At 62.6% G+C, this 21165-nt stretch carries 34 protein-coding genes and 2 tRNA genes; 33 read left to right on the top strand and 3 right to left on the bottom strand.

Translation table 11 applies throughout. From position 1 onward, the window contains the following. The first annotated feature begins 207 nt into the window (after positions 1 to 207). The 21 genes from P9273_RS03370 (at position 208) to P9273_RS03270 (ending at position 11178) form a co-directional block, all read left to right on the top strand. Positions 208 to 1329, top strand: a complete 1122-nt coding sequence (locus P9273_RS03370; protein ID WP_278047604.1) for a hypothetical protein — start codon at positions 208 to 210, stop codon at positions 1327 to 1329. After that, complete coding sequence (locus P9273_RS03365) at positions 1326 to 1637, top strand: hypothetical protein (RefSeq protein WP_278047603.1); 312 nt, start codon at positions 1326 to 1328, stop codon at positions 1635 to 1637. Before P9273_RS03370 ends, P9273_RS03365 begins: the two co-directional genes overlap by 4 nt. A gap of 2 nt (positions 1638 to 1639) precedes the next feature. After that, complete coding sequence (locus P9273_RS03360) at positions 1640 to 1825, top strand: hypothetical protein (RefSeq protein ID WP_278047602.1); 186 nt, start codon at positions 1640 to 1642, stop codon at positions 1823 to 1825. Next, positions 1822 to 2928 carry a hypothetical protein gene (locus tag P9273_RS03355; protein WP_278047601.1) on the top strand — a complete coding sequence of 369 codons (1107 nt, stop codon included), beginning with the start codon at positions 1822 to 1824 and terminating at the stop codon, positions 2926 to 2928. Before P9273_RS03360 ends, P9273_RS03355 begins: the two co-directional genes overlap by 4 nt. Positions 2929 to 2930: 2 nt before the next feature. Then, on the top strand, positions 2931 to 3341 hold the full coding sequence (locus tag P9273_RS03350) for a hypothetical protein (RefSeq protein ID WP_278047600.1): 411 nt from the start codon (positions 2931 to 2933) through the stop codon (positions 3339 to 3341). A 46-nt stretch (positions 3342 to 3387) separates the two neighbouring features. Further along, positions 3388 to 3537, top strand: a complete 150-nt coding sequence (locus P9273_RS03345; protein WP_278047599.1) for a hypothetical protein — start codon at positions 3388 to 3390, stop codon at positions 3535 to 3537. Continuing rightward, entirely contained in the window at positions 3534 to 3971 is a 438-nt protein-coding gene (locus P9273_RS03340) for a hypothetical protein (protein ID WP_278047598.1), read from the top strand. Before P9273_RS03345 ends, P9273_RS03340 begins: the two co-directional genes overlap by 4 nt. Further along, positions 3971 to 4186 carry a hypothetical protein gene (locus P9273_RS03335; protein WP_278047597.1) on the top strand — a complete coding sequence of 72 codons (216 nt, stop codon included), beginning with the start codon at positions 3971 to 3973 and terminating at the stop codon, positions 4184 to 4186. Before P9273_RS03340 ends, P9273_RS03335 begins: the two co-directional genes overlap by 1 nt. Next, complete coding sequence (locus P9273_RS03330; RefSeq protein ID WP_128314367.1) at positions 4186 to 4365, top strand: hypothetical protein; 180 nt, start codon at positions 4186 to 4188, stop codon at positions 4363 to 4365. Before P9273_RS03335 ends, P9273_RS03330 begins: the two co-directional genes overlap by 1 nt. Further along, a complete protein-coding gene (locus tag P9273_RS03325) occupies positions 4365 to 4757 on the top strand; it encodes a hypothetical protein (RefSeq protein WP_278047596.1) in 393 nt (130 codons plus the stop codon). The genes P9273_RS03330 and P9273_RS03325 overlap by 1 nt, the downstream gene beginning before the upstream one ends. Next, positions 4757 to 5260, top strand: a complete 504-nt coding sequence (locus tag P9273_RS03320) for a hypothetical protein (protein ID WP_278047595.1) — start codon at positions 4757 to 4759, stop codon at positions 5258 to 5260. Before P9273_RS03325 ends, P9273_RS03320 begins: the two co-directional genes overlap by 1 nt. After that, on the top strand, positions 5257 to 5457 hold the full coding sequence (locus P9273_RS03315; RefSeq protein ID WP_278047594.1) for a helix-turn-helix domain-containing protein: 201 nt from the start codon (positions 5257 to 5259) through the stop codon (positions 5455 to 5457). The genes P9273_RS03320 and P9273_RS03315 overlap by 4 nt, the downstream gene beginning before the upstream one ends. Position 5458: 1 nt before the next feature. After that, complete coding sequence (locus tag P9273_RS03310) at positions 5459 to 5752, top strand: hypothetical protein (RefSeq protein WP_278047593.1); 294 nt, start codon at positions 5459 to 5461, stop codon at positions 5750 to 5752. Positions 5753 to 5832: 80 nt separating this feature from the next. Beyond that, positions 5833 to 6648: a glycosyltransferase family 25 protein gene (locus P9273_RS03305; RefSeq protein ID WP_278047592.1), complete on the top strand. Its 816-nt coding sequence runs from the start codon at positions 5833 to 5835 to the stop codon at positions 6646 to 6648. A 143-nt stretch (positions 6649 to 6791) separates the two neighbouring features. After that, positions 6792 to 7376, top strand: a complete 585-nt coding sequence (locus tag P9273_RS03300; protein ID WP_278047591.1) for a hypothetical protein — start codon at positions 6792 to 6794, stop codon at positions 7374 to 7376. A 35-nt stretch (positions 7377 to 7411) separates the two neighbouring features. Continuing rightward, complete coding sequence (locus P9273_RS03295) at positions 7412 to 7858, top strand: MucR family transcriptional regulator (RefSeq protein ID WP_278047590.1); 447 nt, start codon at positions 7412 to 7414, stop codon at positions 7856 to 7858. 7 nt (positions 7859 to 7865) lie between these two features. Continuing rightward, positions 7866 to 8102, top strand: coding sequence for a hypothetical protein (locus P9273_RS03290; protein ID WP_278047589.1), 237 nt, complete (start codon positions 7866 to 7868; stop codon positions 8100 to 8102). Next, on the top strand, positions 8092 to 8358 hold the full coding sequence (locus P9273_RS03285; protein ID WP_278047588.1) for a hypothetical protein: 267 nt from the start codon (positions 8092 to 8094) through the stop codon (positions 8356 to 8358). Before P9273_RS03290 ends, P9273_RS03285 begins: the two co-directional genes overlap by 11 nt. A 199-nt stretch (positions 8359 to 8557) precedes the next feature. Then, positions 8558 to 9706: a tyrosine-type recombinase/integrase gene (locus tag P9273_RS03280; RefSeq protein ID WP_278047587.1), complete on the top strand. Its 1149-nt coding sequence runs from the start codon at positions 8558 to 8560 to the stop codon at positions 9704 to 9706. Positions 9707 to 9801: 95 nt separating this feature from the next. Then, positions 9802 to 10806: an HWE histidine kinase domain-containing protein gene (locus tag P9273_RS03275; RefSeq protein ID WP_336619356.1), complete on the top strand. Its 1005-nt coding sequence runs from the start codon at positions 9802 to 9804 to the stop codon at positions 10804 to 10806. A 6-nt stretch (positions 10807 to 10812) separates the two neighbouring features. After that, positions 10813 to 11178, top strand: a complete 366-nt coding sequence (locus tag P9273_RS03270) for a response regulator (RefSeq protein ID WP_278047586.1) — start codon at positions 10813 to 10815, stop codon at positions 11176 to 11178. 88 nt (positions 11179 to 11266) lie between these two features. On the opposite strand, the gene P9273_RS03265 is transcribed toward P9273_RS03270, so the two are convergent. Next, positions 11267 to 11342: transfer RNA gene (locus P9273_RS03265), tRNA-Thr, on the bottom strand. A 329-nt stretch (positions 11343 to 11671) separates the two neighbouring features. On the opposite strand from P9273_RS03265, the gene P9273_RS03260 reads away from it, so the two are divergent. From P9273_RS03260 to P9273_RS03215, 10 genes are all read left to right on the top strand, one after another. Next, complete coding sequence (locus P9273_RS03260) at positions 11672 to 11848, top strand: hypothetical protein (RefSeq protein WP_278047585.1); 177 nt, start codon at positions 11672 to 11674, stop codon at positions 11846 to 11848. Between the two features lie 139 nt (positions 11849 to 11987). Then, complete coding sequence (murA, locus tag P9273_RS03255; RefSeq protein ID WP_278047584.1) at positions 11988 to 13280, top strand: UDP-N-acetylglucosamine 1-carboxyvinyltransferase; 1293 nt, start codon at positions 11988 to 11990, stop codon at positions 13278 to 13280. A 91-nt stretch (positions 13281 to 13371) separates the two neighbouring features. Further along, positions 13372 to 13806, top strand: coding sequence for a DUF2948 family protein (locus tag P9273_RS03250; protein WP_278047583.1), 435 nt, complete (start codon positions 13372 to 13374; stop codon positions 13804 to 13806). Positions 13807 to 13812: 6 nt separating this feature from the next. Beyond that, the gene (gene hisD / locus P9273_RS03245; RefSeq protein ID WP_278047582.1) at positions 13813 to 15105 is read left to right on the top strand and encodes a histidinol dehydrogenase; all 1293 of its coding nucleotides are present in this window, start codon (positions 13813 to 13815) and stop codon (positions 15103 to 15105) included. A 2-nt stretch (positions 15106 to 15107) separates the two neighbouring features. Beyond that, a complete protein-coding gene (locus P9273_RS03240; protein ID WP_278047581.1) occupies positions 15108 to 15593 on the top strand; it encodes a UPF0262 family protein in 486 nt (161 codons plus the stop codon). Between the two features lie 11 nt (positions 15594 to 15604). Next, the gene (locus P9273_RS03235; protein ID WP_278047580.1) at positions 15605 to 16045 is read left to right on the top strand and encodes an arsenate-mycothiol transferase ArsC; all 441 of its coding nucleotides are present in this window, start codon (positions 15605 to 15607) and stop codon (positions 16043 to 16045) included. A 142-nt stretch (positions 16046 to 16187) separates the two neighbouring features. Continuing rightward, positions 16188 to 16406, top strand: coding sequence for a translation initiation factor IF-1 (infA, locus tag P9273_RS03230; protein ID WP_006200926.1), 219 nt, complete (start codon positions 16188 to 16190; stop codon positions 16404 to 16406). A gap of 19 nt (positions 16407 to 16425) precedes the next feature. Then, positions 16426 to 17052 carry a Maf-like protein gene (locus P9273_RS03225; RefSeq protein WP_278047579.1) on the top strand — a complete coding sequence of 209 codons (627 nt, stop codon included), beginning with the start codon at positions 16426 to 16428 and terminating at the stop codon, positions 17050 to 17052. 13 nt (positions 17053 to 17065) lie between these two features. Beyond that, the gene (gene yacG / locus P9273_RS03220) at positions 17066 to 17287 is read left to right on the top strand and encodes a DNA gyrase inhibitor YacG (protein WP_278047578.1); all 222 of its coding nucleotides are present in this window, start codon (positions 17066 to 17068) and stop codon (positions 17285 to 17287) included. A gap of 274 nt (positions 17288 to 17561) precedes the next feature. Then, positions 17562 to 17637 (top strand) — tRNA-Phe (locus P9273_RS03215). A gap of 381 nt (positions 17638 to 18018) precedes the next feature. Here the strand turns inward: P9273_RS03215 and P9273_RS03210 are convergent. Then, the gene (locus P9273_RS03210) at positions 18019 to 18786 is read right to left on the bottom strand and encodes an ABC transporter ATP-binding protein (protein WP_278047577.1); all 768 of its coding nucleotides are present in this window, start codon (positions 18784 to 18786) and stop codon (positions 18019 to 18021) included. Further along, the gene (locus P9273_RS03205; protein ID WP_278047795.1) at positions 18783 to 19700 is read right to left on the bottom strand and encodes an ABC transporter ATP-binding protein; all 918 of its coding nucleotides are present in this window, start codon (positions 19698 to 19700) and stop codon (positions 18783 to 18785) included. Before P9273_RS03205 ends, P9273_RS03210 begins: the two co-directional genes overlap by 4 nt. A gap of 8 nt (positions 19701 to 19708) precedes the next feature. On the opposite strand from P9273_RS03205, the gene P9273_RS03200 reads away from it, so the two are divergent. Together P9273_RS03200 and P9273_RS03195 are read left to right on the top strand one after the other, a co-directional pair. Next, entirely contained in the window at positions 19709 to 19930 is a 222-nt protein-coding gene (locus P9273_RS03200) for a hypothetical protein (protein WP_278047576.1), read from the top strand. Between the two features lie 316 nt (positions 19931 to 20246). Next, positions 20247 to 21005: a bestrophin-like domain gene (locus tag P9273_RS03195; RefSeq protein WP_278047794.1), complete on the top strand. Its 759-nt coding sequence runs from the start codon at positions 20247 to 20249 to the stop codon at positions 21003 to 21005. The last annotated feature ends 160 nt before the right edge of the window (positions 21006 to 21165 follow it).

Here is a 21165-nt window from a genome sequence, read left to right as displayed (position 1 = left end):
TGGTTGTATTTTCCCATCACGCCTCGCGGTCATGTGTTGAGTATCTGCGTGCTCCCGGCCGGGCTGGTGTGACCCCCCGCACCATTCGCCCGCACCAGCTCGGCCGGGTTCTCCCAATCTAAGCAGCACTGCACCCCGCGACCGCTTTGTCGCGCCCATTGTGTTGCCAAAATGGTTTCACGTGTAACACAAAAAGGAAACAAACGGATGACGGCGGACCAATATGCATGGTGGCGTCAGGCCCTGAAACTGGCGGGCGGATATCGCGAGCTGACCCACGATCAGTTACTCCTGCTCGCCCCTTCGGCCGACAGCCCGGAGTCAGGATTTTTCAGGAACCGTCCGTTCAAGGATGCGCCCCTGGTTCCCGTTGCCATCTGGCGCGACCCGGCGGGCAATGTCATCTGCCTGCAGGGTGGTAGGGAAGCGGAGGCCGACAAGGTCTGGAACTATGCTTGCCGCAACCCGATCAGTGAAGCGCTCTATCATTCGGTGGTGGCCGGCGAGCCATGGCCCGACGAGCCTCCGTCGGTTTCGAAGGAACACAACCTCCCGCCCAGAACCGGCGACCTCCACAAGGACCTCACGGCTGAACTTGCGGCCGAGAAGGAAACCGTCGAGGGCTTCCTGAAAAAGCCGATCAGCACCCAAGAGCAGGCCGATCAGGCGGGCGTGTGGGCAAAGCGGCTCTCCGGCATCGCCAACAGGGCGGACGAACAATTCAACGTCGAGAAGCGTCCTTGGCTCGATGGCGGCAACGCGGTCGACGACAAATGGCGCGATCTGCGCACCGATGCCAAGGACCTCGCCAAGAAGCTGAAAAAGCATGGGGAGGCGTGGCTAAAAGAACTCGACCGGCAGGAGCAGGATCGCCAGCGCAAGGCCCGCGAGGAAGCTGACCGCATCCAGCGCGACGCCCAAGCGGCTGCGCAGCGGGCGGCCGACGCCGCGCGCGCCGCCGAGGAGGAGAAGGCCCAGCGCGAAGCCGACACCTACCCCGGCATCGCGACTTCATTCGCAGAGGAGAGCGAGCAGGAGGCACGACGGCTCGAGGCCGAGGCCGAGGCCAAGCGGCTGAGCGAGCGCGCCGTGGAAGCTGCACGCGAGGCCCAAGCCCGTCCGGTCTTCGCCGGCAGGACCGGCGCCAAGATGTCCCTGCACACCTATTGGGTCGCGAACATCACCGATTACGACGCGCTGGTCATGGCCCTGAAAGACGAGCCCGAGGTGCGGGAGGCGGTCGAGAAAATCGCCAACCGCATCGCGCGCAACAAAGACGCGGCCGTGCCAGCCGGCATGGAGCGGGTTCCAGACAAGAGGGCAGCATGAGCGATCAGAAGATCGTCGCCGTGAAATTCGGCGAGAGCGAAAAGACCTACGACTATTTCGCCGGCGCTTTCGACGTCGCCGTCGGGCAGCGAGTGATGGTCCCCGTGCGCGGCCGCGAGGCCAGCGTCACGATCGCCGAGGTCAAGGACCATTCCGACGCGGCGAAGCTCACGATCCTGCGCCTAGACGTGCGCACTGATGAGCAGCGCGCGGCCAAACATCCTAACGGCCAGCACATGTGGTCGCCCGACGGGACGCTGCTCAACGAGAACGGCAAGCGGTCAGTCTTCGACGACGTGGACCGTTAGCCATGAGCCTGGTCCGCGTTGCCATCGTCATTTTCTGGCTTCCCGTGATGTTCAGCGCCGCTTGCAGGCGGCTCTTCCGCGAAGTCCCCGCCGCCTTCTGGTTCGCCTGGAACGACATGCGCATCGAGCAGGAAGAAATGCGCCGGACGTGGCGCGCCAATAGCTTCAACCCCGAGGATCGGAAATGAACGAACGGGCACAGGTGCCGGCCCTTATGGTCGGCGGCGCGATCAGCGCCATCATCCCTCAGTCGATCGAGGAAACGTGGCGTCTCGCCACCATGATCGTCGAGGCCGGTCTGGCGCCACAGGCGCTTGTCGGCCGCGAGCCGGCTGATGATGCCGGCGACGACGCCTGGAAGCGTTGGGGCAAGAAGGGCACCAGCGCGGTGGCCATCGTCATCATGTCCGGCGCGGAGCTCGGCCTGCCACCCATGGTTTCGCTGCGCTCCTTTACCGTCATAGGCGGCAAGCCGGCGCTTTACGGCGACGGTCTAATCAACGTCGTTCGAAAGTCCGGCCGGGCGAAATCGCTGGAGCTGGGCTATCTGCGCGACGCGACGAAGGAAGCGCTCCTCAATCTCGGCCTCCACAAGGACGTGGTGGCAGGCATGAACACCGTCGACGAACGCACCATCGGCTGGTGCAAGGCGGTGCGCGCCGACACTGGCGAAATGAAGGTCGTGGCCTACTCGGTTGCCGATGCCAAGCAGGCCGGCCTTTGGGACGAGCGCCCGACCCGTCGCGGCACCACCTGGATCGACGGCAAGAAGGTGTGGGGCGACGTCCCCAACGATTCCTCCTGGTTCCGCCATCCCAAGCGGATGAAGCAATGGCGCGCTGCCGGTTTCTGTCTGCGCGAGCTATTTGGCGACGTGCTCGGCGGTGTCCGCGACGAGTTCGAGGCCCGCGAGATCGCCGGCGATCTGATTGAGCACGACGAGGACGAACCTGCACCCAAGGCGAGGCTCACCCCGCCATCGCCGCCACCGGTGCCGAGCCTCGACGCCATCGACCCTATCCCCGACAACGGCTTCGACAAGGACGTCGAGGGCATGCACGATGGAGCCGAAGCTGCCGAGGAGGAGAAGCCAGAGGCCTTCGACTACGGCAAATTCTTCGAGGATTTCCAGATCGCCCTGCAGGGCGCGAAGTCCGCCGCGGCCGTGGAGGAAATCTGGACCGAGTTCGATGTCGAGGCTCAATTCCACGACGACGAGAGCAGCCGCGATCTCGCTGACAAGATCAAGGCGCGGCGGCTGGCTGCGCTCACTCCGCCGAGCGCGGCCTGATCATGGCCGGCCGGATCGCATTCCTCCCCGACCACGGCGCCCAGGTGCTCGGTCCGCCCGAGAACTGGCGGCCGCGCGCGCTCAGCGTCCGCGAGAAGCTTGAGATCGTCGTGCGCCAAGGGGGCAAGGAGCCCGGCGGCGCGCGGCTCAACCCGCTCGAAGGGGTCCAGTTCGACCACGACCCGGCGCTGCAACGGCGACGCTGGAACCCGGAAGCCCAAGACACCATCCCGCCGTCTTGCTGCCTGGAGAACATCGTCGCGCTGAACAAGCCGACGCATGGGGTCAAAACGCCGGTCGACCAGCGCGAGATCGCGAAGACGAAGCGACTCGAGGGGCGCGCCCGGAAGGGCAAGCCGAAACGAAAGATTCCCAGCCGGCCATTCCCGAAGCTCCAAAGAGGTTTTCGATGACCAGCATCCGCGACCTCTCCTACGAGCACCAGATGGTGATCGAGTGATGAAGAGCCAACTCATCATCGCCTTGGTCCGCCGGCTCGGCAACAAAGTCGAGATGCCGGTGGCCGAGATCGATTCCACCGGCTCTTCGAACCTCACCATGAAGGTGGTGGACGGGGTGTTCACCTTCGAAGTGGTGAATAAGCGATGACCAGCGAACCGGATCCGCGCAACGCGGCCTGCAAAGGCGCGGCCACCAGGTCGACCCGCTTCGGCATGGATCACATGGAGGAGTGCCGGGCGTGCCACATGGAGGTGGCCTGGGGTCTCGTGAACCCTTCATCGGCTTCAAGGCGAGCTGCGGCCTCATACCCTTCACACCAGACGTCGACGAGGAGACTGACCATGCCTAACGAAGTATCGCACCCGCCCAGGATCTCGGACCTCCAGCTGCGCATTGCTCAGGCGCAGACGGAAGCGAAGATGGATTTGCTGGAGCGCGCGAACGTATCCCTGACCTCCCAACTGATGACGATCTTCGACGGCATCAGCCGCAACGAGCAAGTCGAGCTGATCTATCCGAACGGCGAGGTGGTGCTGATCACCAAGGCGCGCAAGCGCGATCGCAGCGAGGGCGGCGAGTGATGCCGATCATCTCGGTATATGTCGACGAGCTGACCGCAGCTCGCATGAAGGCCATTTCGGCAGAGAAAGGCCGGACGGTCGAAGATCTCGCTGAGTGCGCCGTCGCCGAAGCCGCGCTGGACTATTACCGGCTTGCGCCGGCCGCATCGGATCCTGGTCGCGCAGACGGCGGCGCAAACATCATCACCACGCATACCAACATCGCAGGCTCGTGATGAGCACGTTCTTCCTGGCCGTCGGCTTCATCCTCATGATCAGCGCCTGCGCACGGCGCGCCTATCTCGATATCACCGGCCGCTGGGTGCCGGTTGAGGGTTATGTCCTCGGCGCCGTCATCTCGTTCATCGGGGCGCTTCTGATCCTGATCGGCATTCTGCTGACGGCGGCGCCTTGATGGAGACTGCAGTTGGACATGTCCAAACGCAACTTTCGCCCGACGAGGCGTTGGCGAAGCTTTATGGCCTGCTGACGGCGAAGAACGCGCCGAAGCCGGGAAGCTTCACCAGCCTCAACGCGGACCAGAAGCGGGAATATTTCCGGCTCTCCCGGCAGCGTAGCCGGGCCAGGATGCGCGCCGCGTCGACGGTCGTTGCAAGCGCAGCCAACATCAATCAGGCGCTCTCCGACGCGGCGCTAATGATCCTCGCCACCGACGCGCCCGGCGCCGACCAGGTGCGCAAGGTGCTGCAGACGATTTTCGAGCAGAGGCCGGGTGTCCCGATCTCGGTCGAGAACCGGGCCAAGCAAGGCAGACTGAAACCCAAGCTGATCGCCAGGAGCGAATGATGGATGACCTTCCGACGCTGGCTCTCTCGGTGCGCCAGCCCTGGGCGCACTGCCTCATGATGAGCTGGAAGCCGGTCGAAAACCGGTCCTGGCGCGCGGGCAACCCGGGCCTGAAATTCCGCGGCGACTTCGCGATCCATGCTTCGACCGGCATGACGCGTGACGAATACCAGGACTGCGCTGGTCTCTGCCGGGCTCTCGGTTTCCAATGCCCGCCGCCGGCCGAGCTGGCGCGCGGCGGCATCGTCGGAGTCGGCACCGTCGTCGACATCGTGACCGAGTTCGATAGCCCGTGGTTTTTCGGCCCGAAGGGGCTGATCGTTGCCGACGCGCGACCGGTCGAGTTCATCCCGGTCGGCGGCCAGCTCGGGTTTTTCGACTGGAAGCGCCTCCTACCATTCGCCCAGAGGGGCAAGCCCGTCGTGCCGGCGAAATGGATGCTGCCGCAGCCACCGAAGACCGCCGCCCCCGCAACGCCCACAACGCAAGGATCGCTCCTATGAATGACATTCGGGAATTGAAACGCGACCAGCTCCTCGCCGAGATCGGTCCCGACGTCGTTACGGCCGAGATGCTGGCCGAGCGAGTCGGCATCTGCACCCGCACAGTATATCGCTACGTGCAGCAGTTACGCGCGGCTGGCCACAAGATCCTGTCCGGACCTGGGTTCGGCTACCTGAGACTCGAGCGGCGAAACTGAAATGTTCTTCATCGACTGCTGGTCGGTCGGCCTCGACGAGATTCCGCGAAAGCAGATCACCCCCGAGCGCATCCTGACGATCCTCCAGCGGGAGGGCCGTTTCAGCAATTTCGAAGCCACAGCAAACCAGGTGATCGCGCGAGCGATTACCGCGATCGTCAATAGCAATCTCGTCGAGACTTATAGGCCGGCGAGCCTCAAAGGGAGCGACGGGTACCCATGGACCTATGTTCGTCTCACCGAGGCAGGGCTGCGCGTCATCGGCGCCGACGCGCCGAGACCTGATCACAAATAGGCTCAAGCACTCGTGATCCGCCTTTGTTGCGCGGTTCAAGTAAGGGATCGACCCGCAACTGGTGTCGAATAACATCCTCCATGAAATCTTACGTCATCAACCTGGACCGCAGCCCGGGCAGAATGCAGCACATGGCTGACCGCCTCAACTCGATCGGAGCAGCCTTTGAACGAGTTCCGGCGGTGGACGGGCGGCTGCTCACCGATGCCGAAATTTCGGACGTGTATAGGCCCATCCCCGGGGCAGCTCCGATGACGCCGGAAGAGGTGGGGTGCTTCCTCAGCCACCGCAAATGCTGGGAGCGGATCGCGTCGGGCCCGGACCCATACGGCTGCGTTTTCGAAGACGACATGTTGATATCAGCGCGGGCGGGTCTGTTTTTGGTTGGGGAGGCCAGTTGGATTCCTGGCGACGCGGACCTCGTCAAAGTCGAGACAGTCGTCGGAAGGGTGTGGCTAGACCGCACCGTACTTGCGCTTCGCGATGGCTTCGAACTGGCGCGCCTACGGAGCTTCTCCTTTGGGTGCGGAGGATACATACTTTCGAAGCCGGCGGCCGAGCGCCTTCTAGCGCTGACGCGAGTATTCTCGGATGCGGTCGACCATGTGGCGTTCAACCCCGCATGCGGAATTGCCGACGGTCTGAAATCCTATCAGATGATCCCGGCTCTGAGCGTTCAGACGCAGAGCTTATATCCCAAGGGTTCCCCTCTGATCGAAGTGCCGGCGCTCGCTGCGCATAGCGATCCTCGCTTTCCCGGAAACTTGATGGAAAAGCCCTGGCTGCAGCGAAAGGTGTTGCAGGCGCTCCGGCGCCTGGGACACAGGGTGCGCCGACATTGGCGAACCGTGATCCTGTTTGCGGATCAGCCAGGTGCTTTCGGGCCCGAGACCTAATCAAAAATAATCGGCTTTTTTGCTTGACTTCTTTGTAACCAAAATGGTTACTCTAAGAACCGAACTGGTAGCAAAGAGAACCATCAATGAGCAGTTTGCCCGCAATAGTGGTCGCCGGTCTCGGCCGATGCGGGACATCATTGATGATGCAGATGCTCTATGCCGGCGGCGTTCCCTGTGTCGGCGAATGGCCCGCTTTTGAAGGCAGCGCCAGCATGTTCCGCAGCTTCGACCCGAGCGCGTTCGCCGCGCTTCGGGGCCAAGCCATCAAGCTCATAGCGCCGGCCGAACACCCCGTCTTCGACTTGCCCAAGCACATCGTCATCTGGCTCGATCGGGAACCGCACGAGCAGGCCAAGTCGCAGTTGAAGATGGTCTCCGCCATGTTTAGCGGCGTCGCGACAAACCGCAGAAGCATCCGCTCGATGGTCGCAGGCATCCGGAGCGAGAGGCCATTGAACATGGCGGCGGTCGGAGCCAAGAGCCGCTGCCCGACCCTCGTCATGTCATTCGAGCGGCTGCTGACGCAGCCGGCCCAAGCGGCGGAGACAATCGCCGCCTTCCTGCAACAGCACGGCTACGAGCAGGTGAACGTCGCGGCCATGCGCCGGCAGATCCGCCGCCGCTCCCCCACCTGCTACCCCGGCATGATGGAGATTGATCTCCTCGAGACGCCGGCACCAATAGGGCACGCGCGCCCGTCACCAGGTCGACCCGAGGCGATCTGACCTCGACGACACAACCCCTACCACGGAGAGTAAGCATGGAAGACAAGAACTTCATCGAGCTGACGGCCTCGATCGTCTCAGCCTATGTCGGAAACAACCCGGTACCGGCCACGCAGCTACCCGACCTGATCGCCAGCGTTCACGGCGCTGTCCGCAAGCTCGACGCCCCGACGATCGTCAGCGAGGCCGCTCCGAAAGAGCCGGCCGTCAATCCCAAGAAGTCGGTCCATCCCGATTTCATCATCTGCCTGGAAGACGGGCTGAAATTCAAATCGCTCAAGCGGCATCTGATGACCGACCACGGCCTCACGCCCGACGCCTACCGCGCGAAGTGGGGGTTGCCAGCGGATTACCCGATGGTGGCGCCGAACTATTCCGCCGCGCGGTCGCAGTTGGCGAAAGCCTCTGGCCTCGGCCGCCATCCCAAGGCGACCGTGCGCCCGATCCGCAGCCGCTCTCACAGCCGCGTCTCGGTCAACTAGGCGCGCCGTGAAAGTCGCCGCCGTCATTGAGCGACTTGCGAAGGGCGATTCCCTTCGCCTCGGCTTCTCCAGTGGCCAGAGGCGATGGTGGTTCGAAGGGCCTTACCAGGTCGTGCCCGAGCATGTTGTTCACGCGGCGGTGCGCGACGGGGCTGTCGCCGTCATCGAGGCGGGCGACAGCCTCTTCGGCTTCACCGGAAATTCGCAGACCTGGTTGGTCGAGGAGCGTTCCCATGGCCAGTGATCCATGGGCCAGCTACGATGCCTGGAAGACGACGCCGCCCGATTGGGTGATGCCCTTTCACATCCGTCGCTACGCGGACGAAACCCGTTGGCGAATGCACCGCGACCTCCGCCGCCGTCCGTTCTTCGACAGCGACGAGTCCGAATACGAATACCTTTGCGAGGAATGGGATGAGCTGGCGCGCATCGATGCTCATGAGCGCGCGCCGGAGAAAGGCGATTTCGAGGAGATGGCCGCGACCGGGAAGAACGCATGAACGACCAGCCGCCCGAGGTGCTTACCGTTTCGCAGACGCCGGAATACTGGTCTTCGCGTTTTCACGACAAAGGGTTGCGTATGTCCGCCAGGTCGTTGCGCGAGAAGGCAATCAAAGCGGGCCTTTGCTACTGTGTCGACAAGCAGGTGCTGATCTCGCCGCGGCAGATCGATGAGTTGTTTTTATGGGGTAATGCGTCATGCCGCTCACCATCTATAAGCGCGGCCGGTTCTGGTGGCTCACGGGCTCGGTCCCGACCCGACAAGGCGAGCAGCGCGTACACGAGAGCACTGGCGAAACTGACGAAGTCAAAGCGAACAAGGTCCGTCTGAATCGCGAGGTCCGCGCGCAGCAGGAAATGGATCTCGACCCGAAGGACCTCTTCACCTTCGCCCAAGCCGTCGAGGCCTATCTGGAAGCCGGCAAGAGCGAGAGCTACATCCAAAAGCTGCTTGAACATTTCGGCGACACCAGGATCTCGGACATGACAGGATCGGGCGTGCGCGCCGCCGCCAAGGTGCTGTACCCCGGCGCGGCCTACACGACATGGAACCGGCAGGTGATCATCCCGACCCGAGCCGTCATCAATCTCAGTGCCGACGACGGCAAATGTCGGGAAGTGGTGATCAAGGGGTTCAAGAAATCGGACAAAGACGTGCGTCGGCCGAGCACCCCGCCGAAGCGCGCCGTCGACCGTTCCTACATCGACACATTCCGGGAGCACAGCGACGACCCCCGGATCAGCGCCTTGATGCTCTTCATTTACCAGACCGGCGCCCGCGTCTCTGAGGCGATCGCGCTTGAAGACGACTCCCCCGACGTCGACCTGGTGAACCGCAAGGTCATTTTCCGCGACACCAAGAATGGCGAAGACGGTGAGGCCGATCTGACGGTCGAGATGGTCTACGAGATCCAGGAACTCCGCCAGTGGAAGCGGGAACGTTTGGCCGCATGGGAGGTCCGCGTACCCTGGAAGAATAGGCGCTCAGGCCCACGCCACAACGGCCGTGCCGCTAAGAAGCCCAACACACGCTTGTTCGGCTATATCCAGCGCGGTTCGGTCTACAAGGACATCAGGCGCATCTGCGCCAAGGCCGGCATCCCTTATCTCGGAACCCATCAGCCAGGCCGCCACAGCTTCGCGACCGAGATGATTGTGATGAACGGCGTTGACGTCGCTACCACGGCCGCAAAGGGCCGTTGGAAGACGAAGAAGCTACTCATGGAAAACTATACCCACGCCAAAAAGGGCAAGGGCGTCATCGACAAAGTGTTCGGGAAAAAGAAGCCGCGCCGGCCAGCCAACGAGGGGCAACAATCGAAGCGCCGGAAAGCGGAAGGAGAATGAGAAGGCGATGCCACCAGCCTTGGACTGTTGAGCGAGCAACCGTTGTGGGGTAAACCATTGCCGAATGCGGTAAGCCATCACTTCGCGACCCAGCCATGGTGAACTTGGAAGACCTCTACCGGATCCTGAGGACCGGCCATGTGCAGGCGCAGGGGATTGTCGACACGATTCCCGTTCCGTTGCTGGTTTTGGACGCAGCCTTGTGCATCCAGAGCGCCAACCGGGCCTTCTTCCGAACTTTCCAAGTCCAGCGCGACGACACGATTGGGAGGCAGATTTACGATCTTGGCGACGGTCAGTGGAATATTCCCGAGCTGCGTCGCCTCCTCTCGGACGTGATCCCGAAGAGTACAGCCGTCATCGATTACCAAGTGGATCACGATTTCCTTGGGGTGGGACAGCGGACGATGCTCGTCACGGCGCGGACCATTTTCAATCCCGACAACTTGGGCACCACCATGTTGTTGTCATTCGTGGACGCAACTTCCAGAACGCGCAGAGAGGCCGAGATAGAAATTCTGATCGGCGAGCTTCGGCATCGAATGAAGAACATCCTTGGATTGGTGCGGGCGCTCGCAAATCACACCAAAGCTGCAGGCGTCTCGGGGGAGGCTTTTCGAGACGCGTTTCTCGGCAGGTTGACCGCCATTACAGAGGCAAATGATCAGGGGTTCATCGGTGGCGCGGATGGCAGCCTTGAAGCTTTGGTAGAACGCACGCTGAAGCCCTTCCAAGCGAGCCCTCAATCCATACAGATCGAGAGCGGGACAGAGGTCCATCTGGATACCAAGCAATTGGTGTCTCTCGGGCTTGCCCTGCATGAGCTGGCGACCAACGCCCTCAAGTACGGGGCGCTCTCGACGGCAGGCGGGCAGGTCCAGTTGCGTTGGACGGTCGAGGACAAGAACCTGTTGCGGCTGAACTGGACGGAACGCGGTGGCCCGAAGGTAACCCCGCCTTCTTCCACCGGTTACGGGACCCAGCTCCTTCAATTCGCCTTGGCATATGATCTCGGCGGCCAAGTGGAACAAAGCTATCGAGCCTCGGGTTTGGAGGTGGAGATGGCTATCCCGCTGAAAAAGGCGGTCCAACCCAATTGAAGGCAGGTGCAAAAAACCGTCCTGATCGTGGAAGATGAATTTCTGATCGCGATGGACCTCAAGGCGATGCTTGAGCGTCGCGATTGGCGTGTCATGGGTCCGGTTCCCAGTGTCGCTGCGGCCCTGAAGCTATTGGAAATCGAGGTGCCCTCCGTCGCGTTGCTCGACGTGAATTTGGGGGACGAACTGGTCACTCCCGTCGCGGAAAAACTGCGCAGTCTCCAGGTGCCATTCGCCGTTGCGAGTGCTTACGACCGGGCGGACCTTTTTGGAGGGGCAGTTTTAGCCGGCGCGCCGAACGTTGGTAAGCCGACCCAAGAAGCGCGTCTGGTGACAGCGCTGGTGGGATTGTTGGAGTCCCCTGAGTCCTGACGTACTTGCCAGCTGGTTACAACGAAACCAGATCGGCACCGAGACCTTACACCACTCGCAAAGCGGCCAGGCGATAACGGATTGATTTTGCTGCGAAAACAGCTTTGGTGTCAAATTGGTTACTCCCTTACCAAGGGAGTGCTCTACCACTGAGCTACCGCAGCCTGCGATGGCGGCGCTTCTGCCATATCGAACCGGTAAGCGCAAGGCCAAGAAAAACCCAAAGCGTCGCATGCGATTCTTGCCAACAATTATGCGGCTCGAAGCGGCATGCGCGGCTGATCCACAGGCCTAAAGCGCGTCGCGATCTTTCAGATTCGCTCCATACGCTTTAGGTTTTTGATTTTACGCATGTCTTTATCCCGAAACCGGTTCCCACTTTCGGGAGACATGCTTTAAACCCGCCCGACCTCCAGCTTTCATGACATCGCCAGGCCAAAATGCTACCCATTGCGGAATCGCAGCCGGCTGACCACCGGTCAGGGGTTGGACGATGGGCGAGAAGACAAATCCACCGAAAAAGGGCGAAGCCGCGCGCAAGGAACGGTTGGCCGAGGCGCTGCGCGCCAATCTGCAGAAGCGCAAGGCGCAGACGCGCTCGCGGCGCGCGGGCGATGCCGATCAGCGGTCGGAAGGGTTGCCGGCTGCTGGAAAAATGCACAAGGACTGACCAAATCAGCCACACTGCCCGGCCATAGTCGGTCCGGTTTTAGGAAAATCCTATTTCTTGAACCAGGCCGGCCAATGGTCTAAGCCGGGCATACTCAACCGATTGAAGCGGCCTGTTCGGGCCGAGGGGACATTTTCTTATGGATCGCATCAGAATTGTCGGCGGCAACGAGCTGGCCGGTACCATTCCGATCTCGGGCGCCAAGAACGCGGCATTGCCGCTGATGATCGCGGCGCTGCTCACTGACGACACGCTGACGCTCGAAAACGTGCCGCATCTGGCCGATGTGGAGCAGTTGATCCGCATCCTCGGCAATCACGGCGTCGACTATTCCGTCAACGGCCGGCGCGAGAGCCAACAGAAAGGCTATTCGCGCACCATCAATTTTTCGGCCCGCAACATCGTCGACACCACCGCGCCTTACGAGCTGGTGTCGAAGATGCGCGCCTCTTTCTGGGTTATCGGCCCGCTGCTTGCCCGCATGGGCGAGGCCAAGGTGTCGCTGCCCGGCGGCTGCGCCATCGGCACGCGCCCGGTCGACCTGTTCCTCGAAGGCCTGCAGGCGCTGGACGCCGAGCTCGACGTCGACAATGGCTATGTCGTGGCCAAGACCCGGAACGGCCGCCTCCACGGCAATCGGTACGTGTTTCCGAAAGTGTCGGTCGGCGCCACCCACGTCTTGATGATGGCGGCCTCGCTCGCCAAGGGCGAGACGGTGCTGGAAAATGCCGCGCGCGAGCCGGAAATCGTCAATCTCGCCGAGTGCCTGATCGCCATGGGCGCCAAGATCCACGGCGCCGGCACCTCGACCATCACCATCCAGGGCGTCGAGGCGCTGTCGGGTGCCCGCGTGCGCGTCATTCCGGACCGCATCGAGACCGGCACCTATGCCATGGCGGTGGCGATGACAGGCGGCGACGTGATGCTGGAAGGTGCACGGCCCGACCTGTTGCAGACGGCGCTCGACGTTCTCGTCGAGACCGGCGCCGAGATCACGCCGACCAATGAAGGCATCCGCGTCAAGCGCAACGGCGCCGGCATTGCGCCGGTCGACGTGACCACTGCCCCCTTCCCCGCTTTCCCCACCGACCTGCAGGCGCAGTTCATGGGCCTGATGACGATGGCCAAGGGCAAGTCGCGCATCACCGAGACAATCTTCGAGAACCGCTTCATGCATGTGCAGGAGCTCGCGCGCCTCGGCGCCCACATCACGCTTTCCGGCCAGACGGCGATCGTCGACGGCGTCGCCAGGCTCAAGGGCGCTCCCGTGATGGCGACCGACCTGCGCGCCTCGGTGTCGCTCGTCATTGCCGGCCTTGCGGCCGAAGGCGAGACCACAGTCAACCGCGTCTACCACCTCGACCGCGGCTTCGAGCGGCTGGAAGAGAAGCTCTCCGGCTGCGGCGCGGTGATCGAGCGCATTTCGGGCTGACGCTTCACGGCAATTTTCGCGGGCGGTTGCGCCAGCAGCGAAGACCGCATAACAGAACGTTGAATTGTCAACGTTCAGGTGCGCATTCCGCATGGCAGCTCTCAAGCTCATCGCGCTCGACGACCAGGATCTGAGCATCGTCTCGGCGCATGTCCAGGACGCCGTGATGAAGGTCTCCGACCTCGAATATCTGCCGGCGGCCAAGCGGTTCGTGCTGACCATGAACCGCTTCGTCTGGGAAGCGAAATCCGGTCTGTTCCGCCAGCATAACGAACGGCGGCAGAGCGTTCTGCATTTCGACCGCGTGCTCGGCGCCAAGACCAGCGGCATCCCGCGCGACAAGCCGGCCGAGGTGCTGTCGCTGCTGGCGGTCAGCTTCATCGCTATCAGCAAGCCGGCCGGCATCATCGAATTGGTGTTTTCGGGCGGCGGCACCATCATGCTCGACGTCGAATGCGTCGAGGCGCGGCTTGCCGATGTCGGCGGCTCCTGGGAAGCCTCCTCGCGCCCCGTGCACAGAGGCTAAAACGCAATGGCCATCACGCTCCGCCAGCAGGACGCCGATTTCGAGCAGCGCTTTTCAGCTTTCCTCACCACCAAGCGTGAGGTGTCGGCCGATGTCGAGGCCGTGGTGCGCGACATCATCGCCAGCGTGCGCGCCGAGGGCGACAAGGCGCTGATCGACTACACGCGTAAGTTCGACAAAGCCGATCTCGGCGCGCTCGGCATCGCCGTGTCGAAGGACGACATCGCCACGGCCTATGCAGCGGCCGATCCGGCGACCGTCGAGGCGCTCACATTCGCCCGCGACCGTATCCGCTCGCATCATGAGCGGCAAAAGCCCAAGGACGACCGCTACACGGATGCCGCCGGCGTCGAGCTCGGCTCGCGCTGGACGGCGATTGAAGCCGTCGGCCTCTATGTGCCGGGCGGCACGGCGAGCTACCCGAGTTCAGTGCTGATGAACGCCGTGCCGGCCAAAGTCGCCGGCGTCGAGCGCATCGTCATCGTCGTGCCGGCCTCGGGCGGCGTTATCAACCCGCTGGTGCTGGTGGCCGCCGATCTTGCCGGCGTTTCCGAGATCTACCGCGTCGGCGGCGCGCAGGCCGTTGCAGCGCTTGCCTACGGGACCGAGACGATCAGGCCGGTCGCCAAGATCGTCGGACCGGGCAATGCGTATGTCGCGGCGGCGAAGCGCCAGGTGTTCGGCACCGTCGGCATTGACATGATCGCCGGGCCGTCGGAAGTGCTGGTTGTGGCCGATGCCGACAACGATCCGGACTGGATCGCGGCCGACCTTTTGGCGCAGGCCGAGCATGATGTTTCGGCCCAGTCGATCCTCATCACCGACGACGCAGAATTCGGCAAGGCGGTCGAGCAGGCGGTCGAACGCCAGCTGAAAGTTCTGCCGCGCGCCGAGACGGCGGCGGCAAGCTGGCGCGATTTCGGCGCCGTCATCCTGGTGCCGACGCTCGACGCCTCGCTGCCGCTGGTCGACAGGATCGCTGCAGAACATGTCGAGCTCGCCTTCGACGATGCCGAGGCATTCCTTGCCAGAATGCGCAACGCAGGCGCCGTCTTTATCGGCCGGCACACCCCGGAAGTGATCGGCGATTATGTCGGCGGCTCCAACCATGTTTTGCCGACGGCACGCTCGGCGCGCTTCTCGTCGGGACTGTCCGTGCTCGATTTCGTCAAGCGCAGCTCGATCCTGAAGCTCGGCCCGGAGCAGCTCAAGGCGCTGGCGCCCGCCGCGATCGCGCTCGCCAGGGCCGAAGGGCTCGACGCGCATGCCCGCTCGGTGGCGATCAGGCTGCACATGTAGCGATGGCCGGCCACCACCAAACCTGCGACAGGCTGATCGACGTCGAGCTCGACGAATCGATCGGACGTTCGACGCCCGACGTCGAGCACGAGCGGGCCGTGGCGATCTTCGACCTCATCGAGGAGAACAGCTTTCGGCCGGTCAATGATGACGGCGCAGGCCCTTACAAGCTCAAGCTTTCGCTGGCGGAGTCGCGCCTGGTCTTTGCGGTCAGCCGCGAGAACGGCGCCGAGGTGGTCACCCACATCCTGTCGCTGACGCCGCTGAGGCGCATCGTCAAGGACTATTACCTGATCTGCGAAAGCTATTACGAGGCCATCCGGTCCTCGACGCCGAGCCATATCGAGGCGATCGACATGGGCCGGCGCGGCCTGCATAATGAGGGCTCGCAGACGCTGATGGACCGGCTCGCCGGCAAGATCGAGATCGACTTCGACACGGCGCGCCGGCTGTTCACGCTGGTCTGCGTGCTGCACTGGCGGGGCTAATCCTGGCCACGTTGCCGCATTCCGTCCTGTTCCTGTGCGGCATGAATGCCGTGCGCTCGCCGATCGCGGAACAATTGGCGCGCCGCATGCTGCCCTCCACCACCTTCGTCGCTTCGGCCGGCGTGCGCGCCGGCGAACGCGACCCCTTCGTCGATGCCGTGCTCGCCGAAGAAGGCCTCTCGCTTGGCGAGCGCCAGCCCAGGACGCTGGGGGATTTGGAGGACGATTATTTCGACCTGATCGTAACGCTGGCGCCGGAGGCGCACCATGCCGCGCTCGAGCTCACCCGCTCGCTCGCCATCGAGGTCGAATACTGGCCGATGCCCGATCCAACCGACACAGGCGGGACGCGCGAGCACATCATGGCTGCCTATCGCGACGTGCGAGAGCGGCTGAAAGCGCGCATAAGCCGGCGTTTTCCGCTTCCGGACGCAGAAAACGGTTCGGATTAAGCATGTTCACAAGCGGGCGATTATCATATAGGTTCCGCCGCAAATTCCGGCTCGATCAGAGCATGATGTCGTCCGAAAACCGCTTCACACTTTTCGGCATCATGCTCTAGGCGCCGGAACGCAATCCAAGCAAAGGTATCGAATGCCGAAGGAAGAAGTCCTCGAATTTCCGGGCGTGGTCACGGAACTGCTGCCCAATGCGATGTTCCGGGTGAAGCTCGAAAACGAGCACGAGATCATCGCCCACACGGCCGGCCGCATGCGCAAGAACCGCATCCGCGTGCTGACCGGCGACAAGGTCCTGGTCGAGATGACGCCATACGACCTGACCAAGGGTCGCATCACCTACCGTTTCAAGTAACAGTTCGGCGCGAAGCGCGATGAGCATCCTGCAGAAGCTCGTGCTTGCCTCGGGGTCGCCGCGCCGCATCGAACTCTTGCAGCAGGCCGGCATCGAACCGGACCGCGTGCTGCCCGCCGATGTCGACGAGACGCCGCTGCGCGCCGAGCATCCGCGCTCGCTGGCCAAGCGTCTTTCCAAGGACAAGGCCGAGAAGGCGCTTATCTCGCTGAAAAGCGAGGAAGACTATGGACCGGCCTTCATCCTGGCCGCCGACACGGTGGTGGCGGTGGGGCGGCGTATCCTGCCCAAGGCCGAGACGATCGACGACGCCATCAATTGCCTCGGCCTGCTTTCCGGCCGCTCGCACCGGGTCTATTCCGGCATCTGCCTGATTACGCCCGGCGGCAAGCTGCGGCAGCGGCTGGTCGAGACCCGCGTTCGCTTCAAGCGGCTGCCGCGCGAGGAGATCGACGCCTATATCGCGTCGGGCGAATGGCGCGGCAAGGCCGGCGGCTACGCCGTGCAAGGGTTGGCCGGCTCCTTCGTCGTCAAGCTGGTCGGCTCCTATACCAACGTGGTCGGCCTGCCGCTTTACGAGAGCGTGGCGCTGCTTTCCGGCGAAGGCTTCAAGGCGCACCAGAACTGGCACGCCGCGCGCTCATGAGCATGGTCTACACATGAGTTCGGACGACAAGGTAACGCCGCTGAGGCCGAAGCGGCCCTGCCCCGAATGCGGCAAACCCTCCTCGCGCGAGCATTACCCGTTCTGCTCGGCGCGCTGCAAGGACATCGACCTCAATCGCTGGCTGAAGGGCGCCTATGTCATCCCCGGCCGTGACGGGGAAGAGGAAGAGGACGACGCGCCTAAGCCAAGCCCCTCGCCCGAGGGCGAGGATTGAGCGGCGGCCGCTGTTTTCCAGCGATTTTTCTTATCGGACAAGCCGGCGCCTAGGCTAAGTGCCTGTTATCACGCAATTCAGGAGCTGGAAAGAGCCGCGCAGTTTTCCGGGAATTGCGCCTGTTTTTACGCAATTCCGGGGCGGAAAACCGCCGCACACTTTTCCTGGAATTGCTCTGGACAGCCAAGATACCCGTGCTATAACCCACGCGCTTTCAAGGGGCGCCGCCTGGTGCCTTCGCGAAACCGGCGGGCGCCCCCGTTAGCCGGCACAGGCCCAGATAGCTCAGTTGGTAGAGCAGCGGACTGAAAATCCGCGTGTCGGTGGTTCGAATCCGCCTCTGGGCACCAACCTCTTTCCCCACGCATGAAAATGCGACGGCCCGCACCACGTAGCTCTTTCAAGGCAGGCCGTAAGCGTCCAGACTTCGGTTAAACAAATCTCTGGTGGTGGATCGCTGCTGTTTCCTTATATTCGAAGGCGACTTACCCAAGGCGGTGCCAGAGGTGTTAGTGCTCTGCATGGAGACCTGGGTATCTCAACCTTGATGAGACATCCACCGAAGTGGGCCTCCGGGTTGAGCTGGCTCCCGGCCCGTTGCGGGAGGTAGCGCAGGCTTTCCGGGCCGCGGAGGCCAAGGACGCAGCCCTCACGCACTATCTCCGCGCCAGCTCTCCGCCAACCTCTCGCCGTCGCCTGTTCTTGCAATTTCTTTGCGCATGTCCTTCCGCTCAGCGGCCCTTGTTGTTCGAAGCCAAGCTCGGCCAGGCTGCGAACAGTTCGCGGGTGTAAGGTTGTCGAGGCGATGCGAACAACGATCCAACCTCGCCGCCCTCAACCACCCTGCCTGCGCGCATCACGATGGCATTTTCCGCGATCAGCCGCACCACCGCTAGATTGTGGCTGATGACGACCAGCGTGATGTTTTCGGCGCGCCTGATGTCCTGCAAAAGGTTGAGCAGATCGCCCTGAACGGAGACGTCTAGGCCGGCGGTCGGCTCGTCCGCGATGAGGACGGAGGGCTTCATCAAGAGCGCGCGAGCGATCGCCACCCGCCTCGCCTGCCCGCCACTGATCTCATGCGGGTATTTGTCGATGACACTGTCGGGCAGGCCGAGCCGTTTCAGGATGACGAGCAGGCGCTCATGCGTCGCCGCATGCGGCTCTTTCAGCACCGTGCCGACCTCGTTCATCAGCGTACGAATGCGGCTGCGCGGCGACAACGAGGCGGCTGGGTCCTGGAAGATCGGCTGGACGACGAGGGCGCGCTGCCTGAGCGCGGCGTGTCCCTGCTGCAAAGGAGTGCCGAGGATGCGGATTTCGCCCGCGTCCAGTCGCTGCAAGCCGAGCATGGCCCGCATCAGTGTCGTCTTGCCGGATCCGGATTCGCCGACGATGCCGAAGCATGTCCCCTGCGGGATCGAAACCGAGACGCTCTCCAGCGCCGCCGTCTCGCCGAAGCGCAGCCGCGCGTCAAGAACTGTGATCGCGTCGGTCATGGCGTCACCAGCCGAAGACAGCGGGCGCCATGCGCCGCGTTACCGGCAACGGGATAGTCGCCGGGAACCACCTTCGCGCAATCCGCGAACGAGACGTCGCAGCGGCCGTTGAAGATGCAGCCGGGCGGCCGCCGGCGTGGATCGGGCAATTCCCCGGCAATGACGGTGAAGCGGTTCTGCGCGGCATCGGCATGGCGCTCGCGGTCGATCGGGATCTCGCAATCGAACAGCATGCGCGTATAGGGATGGCCGGGCCGACGCTGGACGTCCCGCACCGAACCGCTTTCCAGCCGTTCGCCGGCGTAAAGCACCGCAATGCGGTCGCAATGCTCGGTGACCAGTCCCAGACTGTGCGTGATCAGAAGCACCGCACAGCCGATGCGATCACGCAGACCGATGATTTCGCGCATAATCTGCGCCTCGACCGTGACATCGAGGGCCGTGGTCGGTTCGTCGGCGATCAGCAATGCCGGTTCGGACAGCAGCGCCATGGCGATCACCACGCGCTGGCGCATGCCGCCAGAGAGTTCATGCGGATACTGGTTCATCCGCTGCTTCGGATTGCTGAGCTTCACCTTCGCAAGCGCATCCTCGGCCCGCGCGATCCGGGTCTTGCGGTCGCTGTCGGGCGCGCGCCGGCGCAGCACCTCGATCAGTTGCGTGCCGATGGTGAAAACCGGGTTGAGCGACAACATTGGGTCCTGAAAGATCATCGCCATGCCCCGACCGCGCAAGGGCGCCGTCGCATTAGGCTTGGTCAGGTCGAACTCCCTGCCTTCGATGATGGCGGTGCCTGAGGTCACCGTGGCATTGTTGGCGAGCAGGCCCATCAGCGCGAAGGCGACCGTCGATTTGCCGCTGCCGGATTCGCCGACAAGTCCGAGCATCTCGCCCTTCTGAATGTCCAGCGACACGTTGCGCAATGCGTGCGCCGTGCCGATCGGCAGATTGTAGTCGACCGAGAGAGATTGCGCAGCGACTGGTCCCGGCAGACCAGGTCGACGATATCGTCGATGGCATCGCGGCCCTCATCGACGGCTTCTTCTGGCAGAATGCCGGTGAGTATGAAGAAGAGGATCTTGAGCGCGCGCGCAGGATCTGCTGGCGCTATGTCTGCCTGCAGATACCCGGCATCGAGCTTTGAGGGCTTTCAACACAACCCAGAAGCGGCTTGCGAGGCTCCGAACTGTCCCTCAGAGGACCGGCACCGATCGATATGTGATCCTGTCCATTCACCCCCTATTGCCAGTCAGGGTGAGACTAATTTCCCAATCTTCTGTTTGTGCTGGTCGGAAGAGATCTTGTACTACACGATGAGAAGTTCTCGACGTTGAGCCAGAATTGGAGCCATGCTGAACACCTAGCCTGATCATTTGTGGCAATTCAGCCAACCCGGTCGCGTCTAAGTTCAATTGGTTGCCATGAGCCGAGAAATCCTCTGGACATCACTATTGCTTGCCGTGCTGGTTGCCAGCGCAATGGTAGGCGCTTTCTTGCGAGTGAGGCTTCCCGCGCCGCATCGCAGCAGCGAATCGGTCGATTTCTTGCGTAACGTGACAGCGCTCTTGGTCACCTTTGCCGCTCTCGTCATGAGCTTGCTTCTGGCCTCGGAAACCAGCTCCTACAATTCGGCCTATCGTGACCGAAACAATTACGCCGCAGCTCTCACGCAGCTCGACGGCTGCATGCAAGACTACGGCTCCGAGCTTGCCGAGCAACGCCAACAGCTGCATGGCTACACAGCCGCGGTCATTGCCAGCACATGGCCCCAAGAGCCCAGGCCGGAAGGAGTTGCGTATCCCGACACGTCCAACTTTCCGCTCGTCGGCGAGGCTTCAGCGCTCACAGGGATTATGCGCGGAATCGGGCTTTCGCTAGCGGCATTGCAACCGCAGGATTCGCTGCATCAGTCGGTCGCAATTCGGTGCAAGGAGATTTTCTCCAACGTCACGGCTTCGCGTTGGGCTGTTATCGAAGACGCCCGGGGAACGGTTTCCGAGCCATTTGCTGGCGTACTGACGTTTTGGCTGACATTGATGTTCCTGAGTTTTGGCCTCCAGGCCCCGCGAAACTCATTGTCAATCTTCGTCATGGCAATCGCCGTCGTCTCTGTCGCGAGCGTGATGTTCGTGATTCTCGACCTTGACCTGCCTTATGGCGGCATTTTTGGAATCCCAAGTACCTCGATGCGCCTTGCACTCGCCGACATGTTGCGCTGACTAACACGCCAGCGTCTCCTGCGGTCCTCGGCGCGCCCATTCTACGCCGGTGAGAGCCCATAGCATCATCTGAGCGCCGGCAACGGACAGTCGATGGCGGTGGACCAGAAGTCGAACCTGACCCGCAGGACCGGTCGTTTATGTAGCTCCAACACGATTA

It is taken from the genome of Mesorhizobium sp. WSM4935 (assembly GCF_029625735.1).
GTDB lineage: Bacteria > Pseudomonadota > Alphaproteobacteria > Rhizobiales > Rhizobiaceae > Mesorhizobium.
This window is presented reverse-complemented; position numbering and strand designations above follow the sequence as displayed.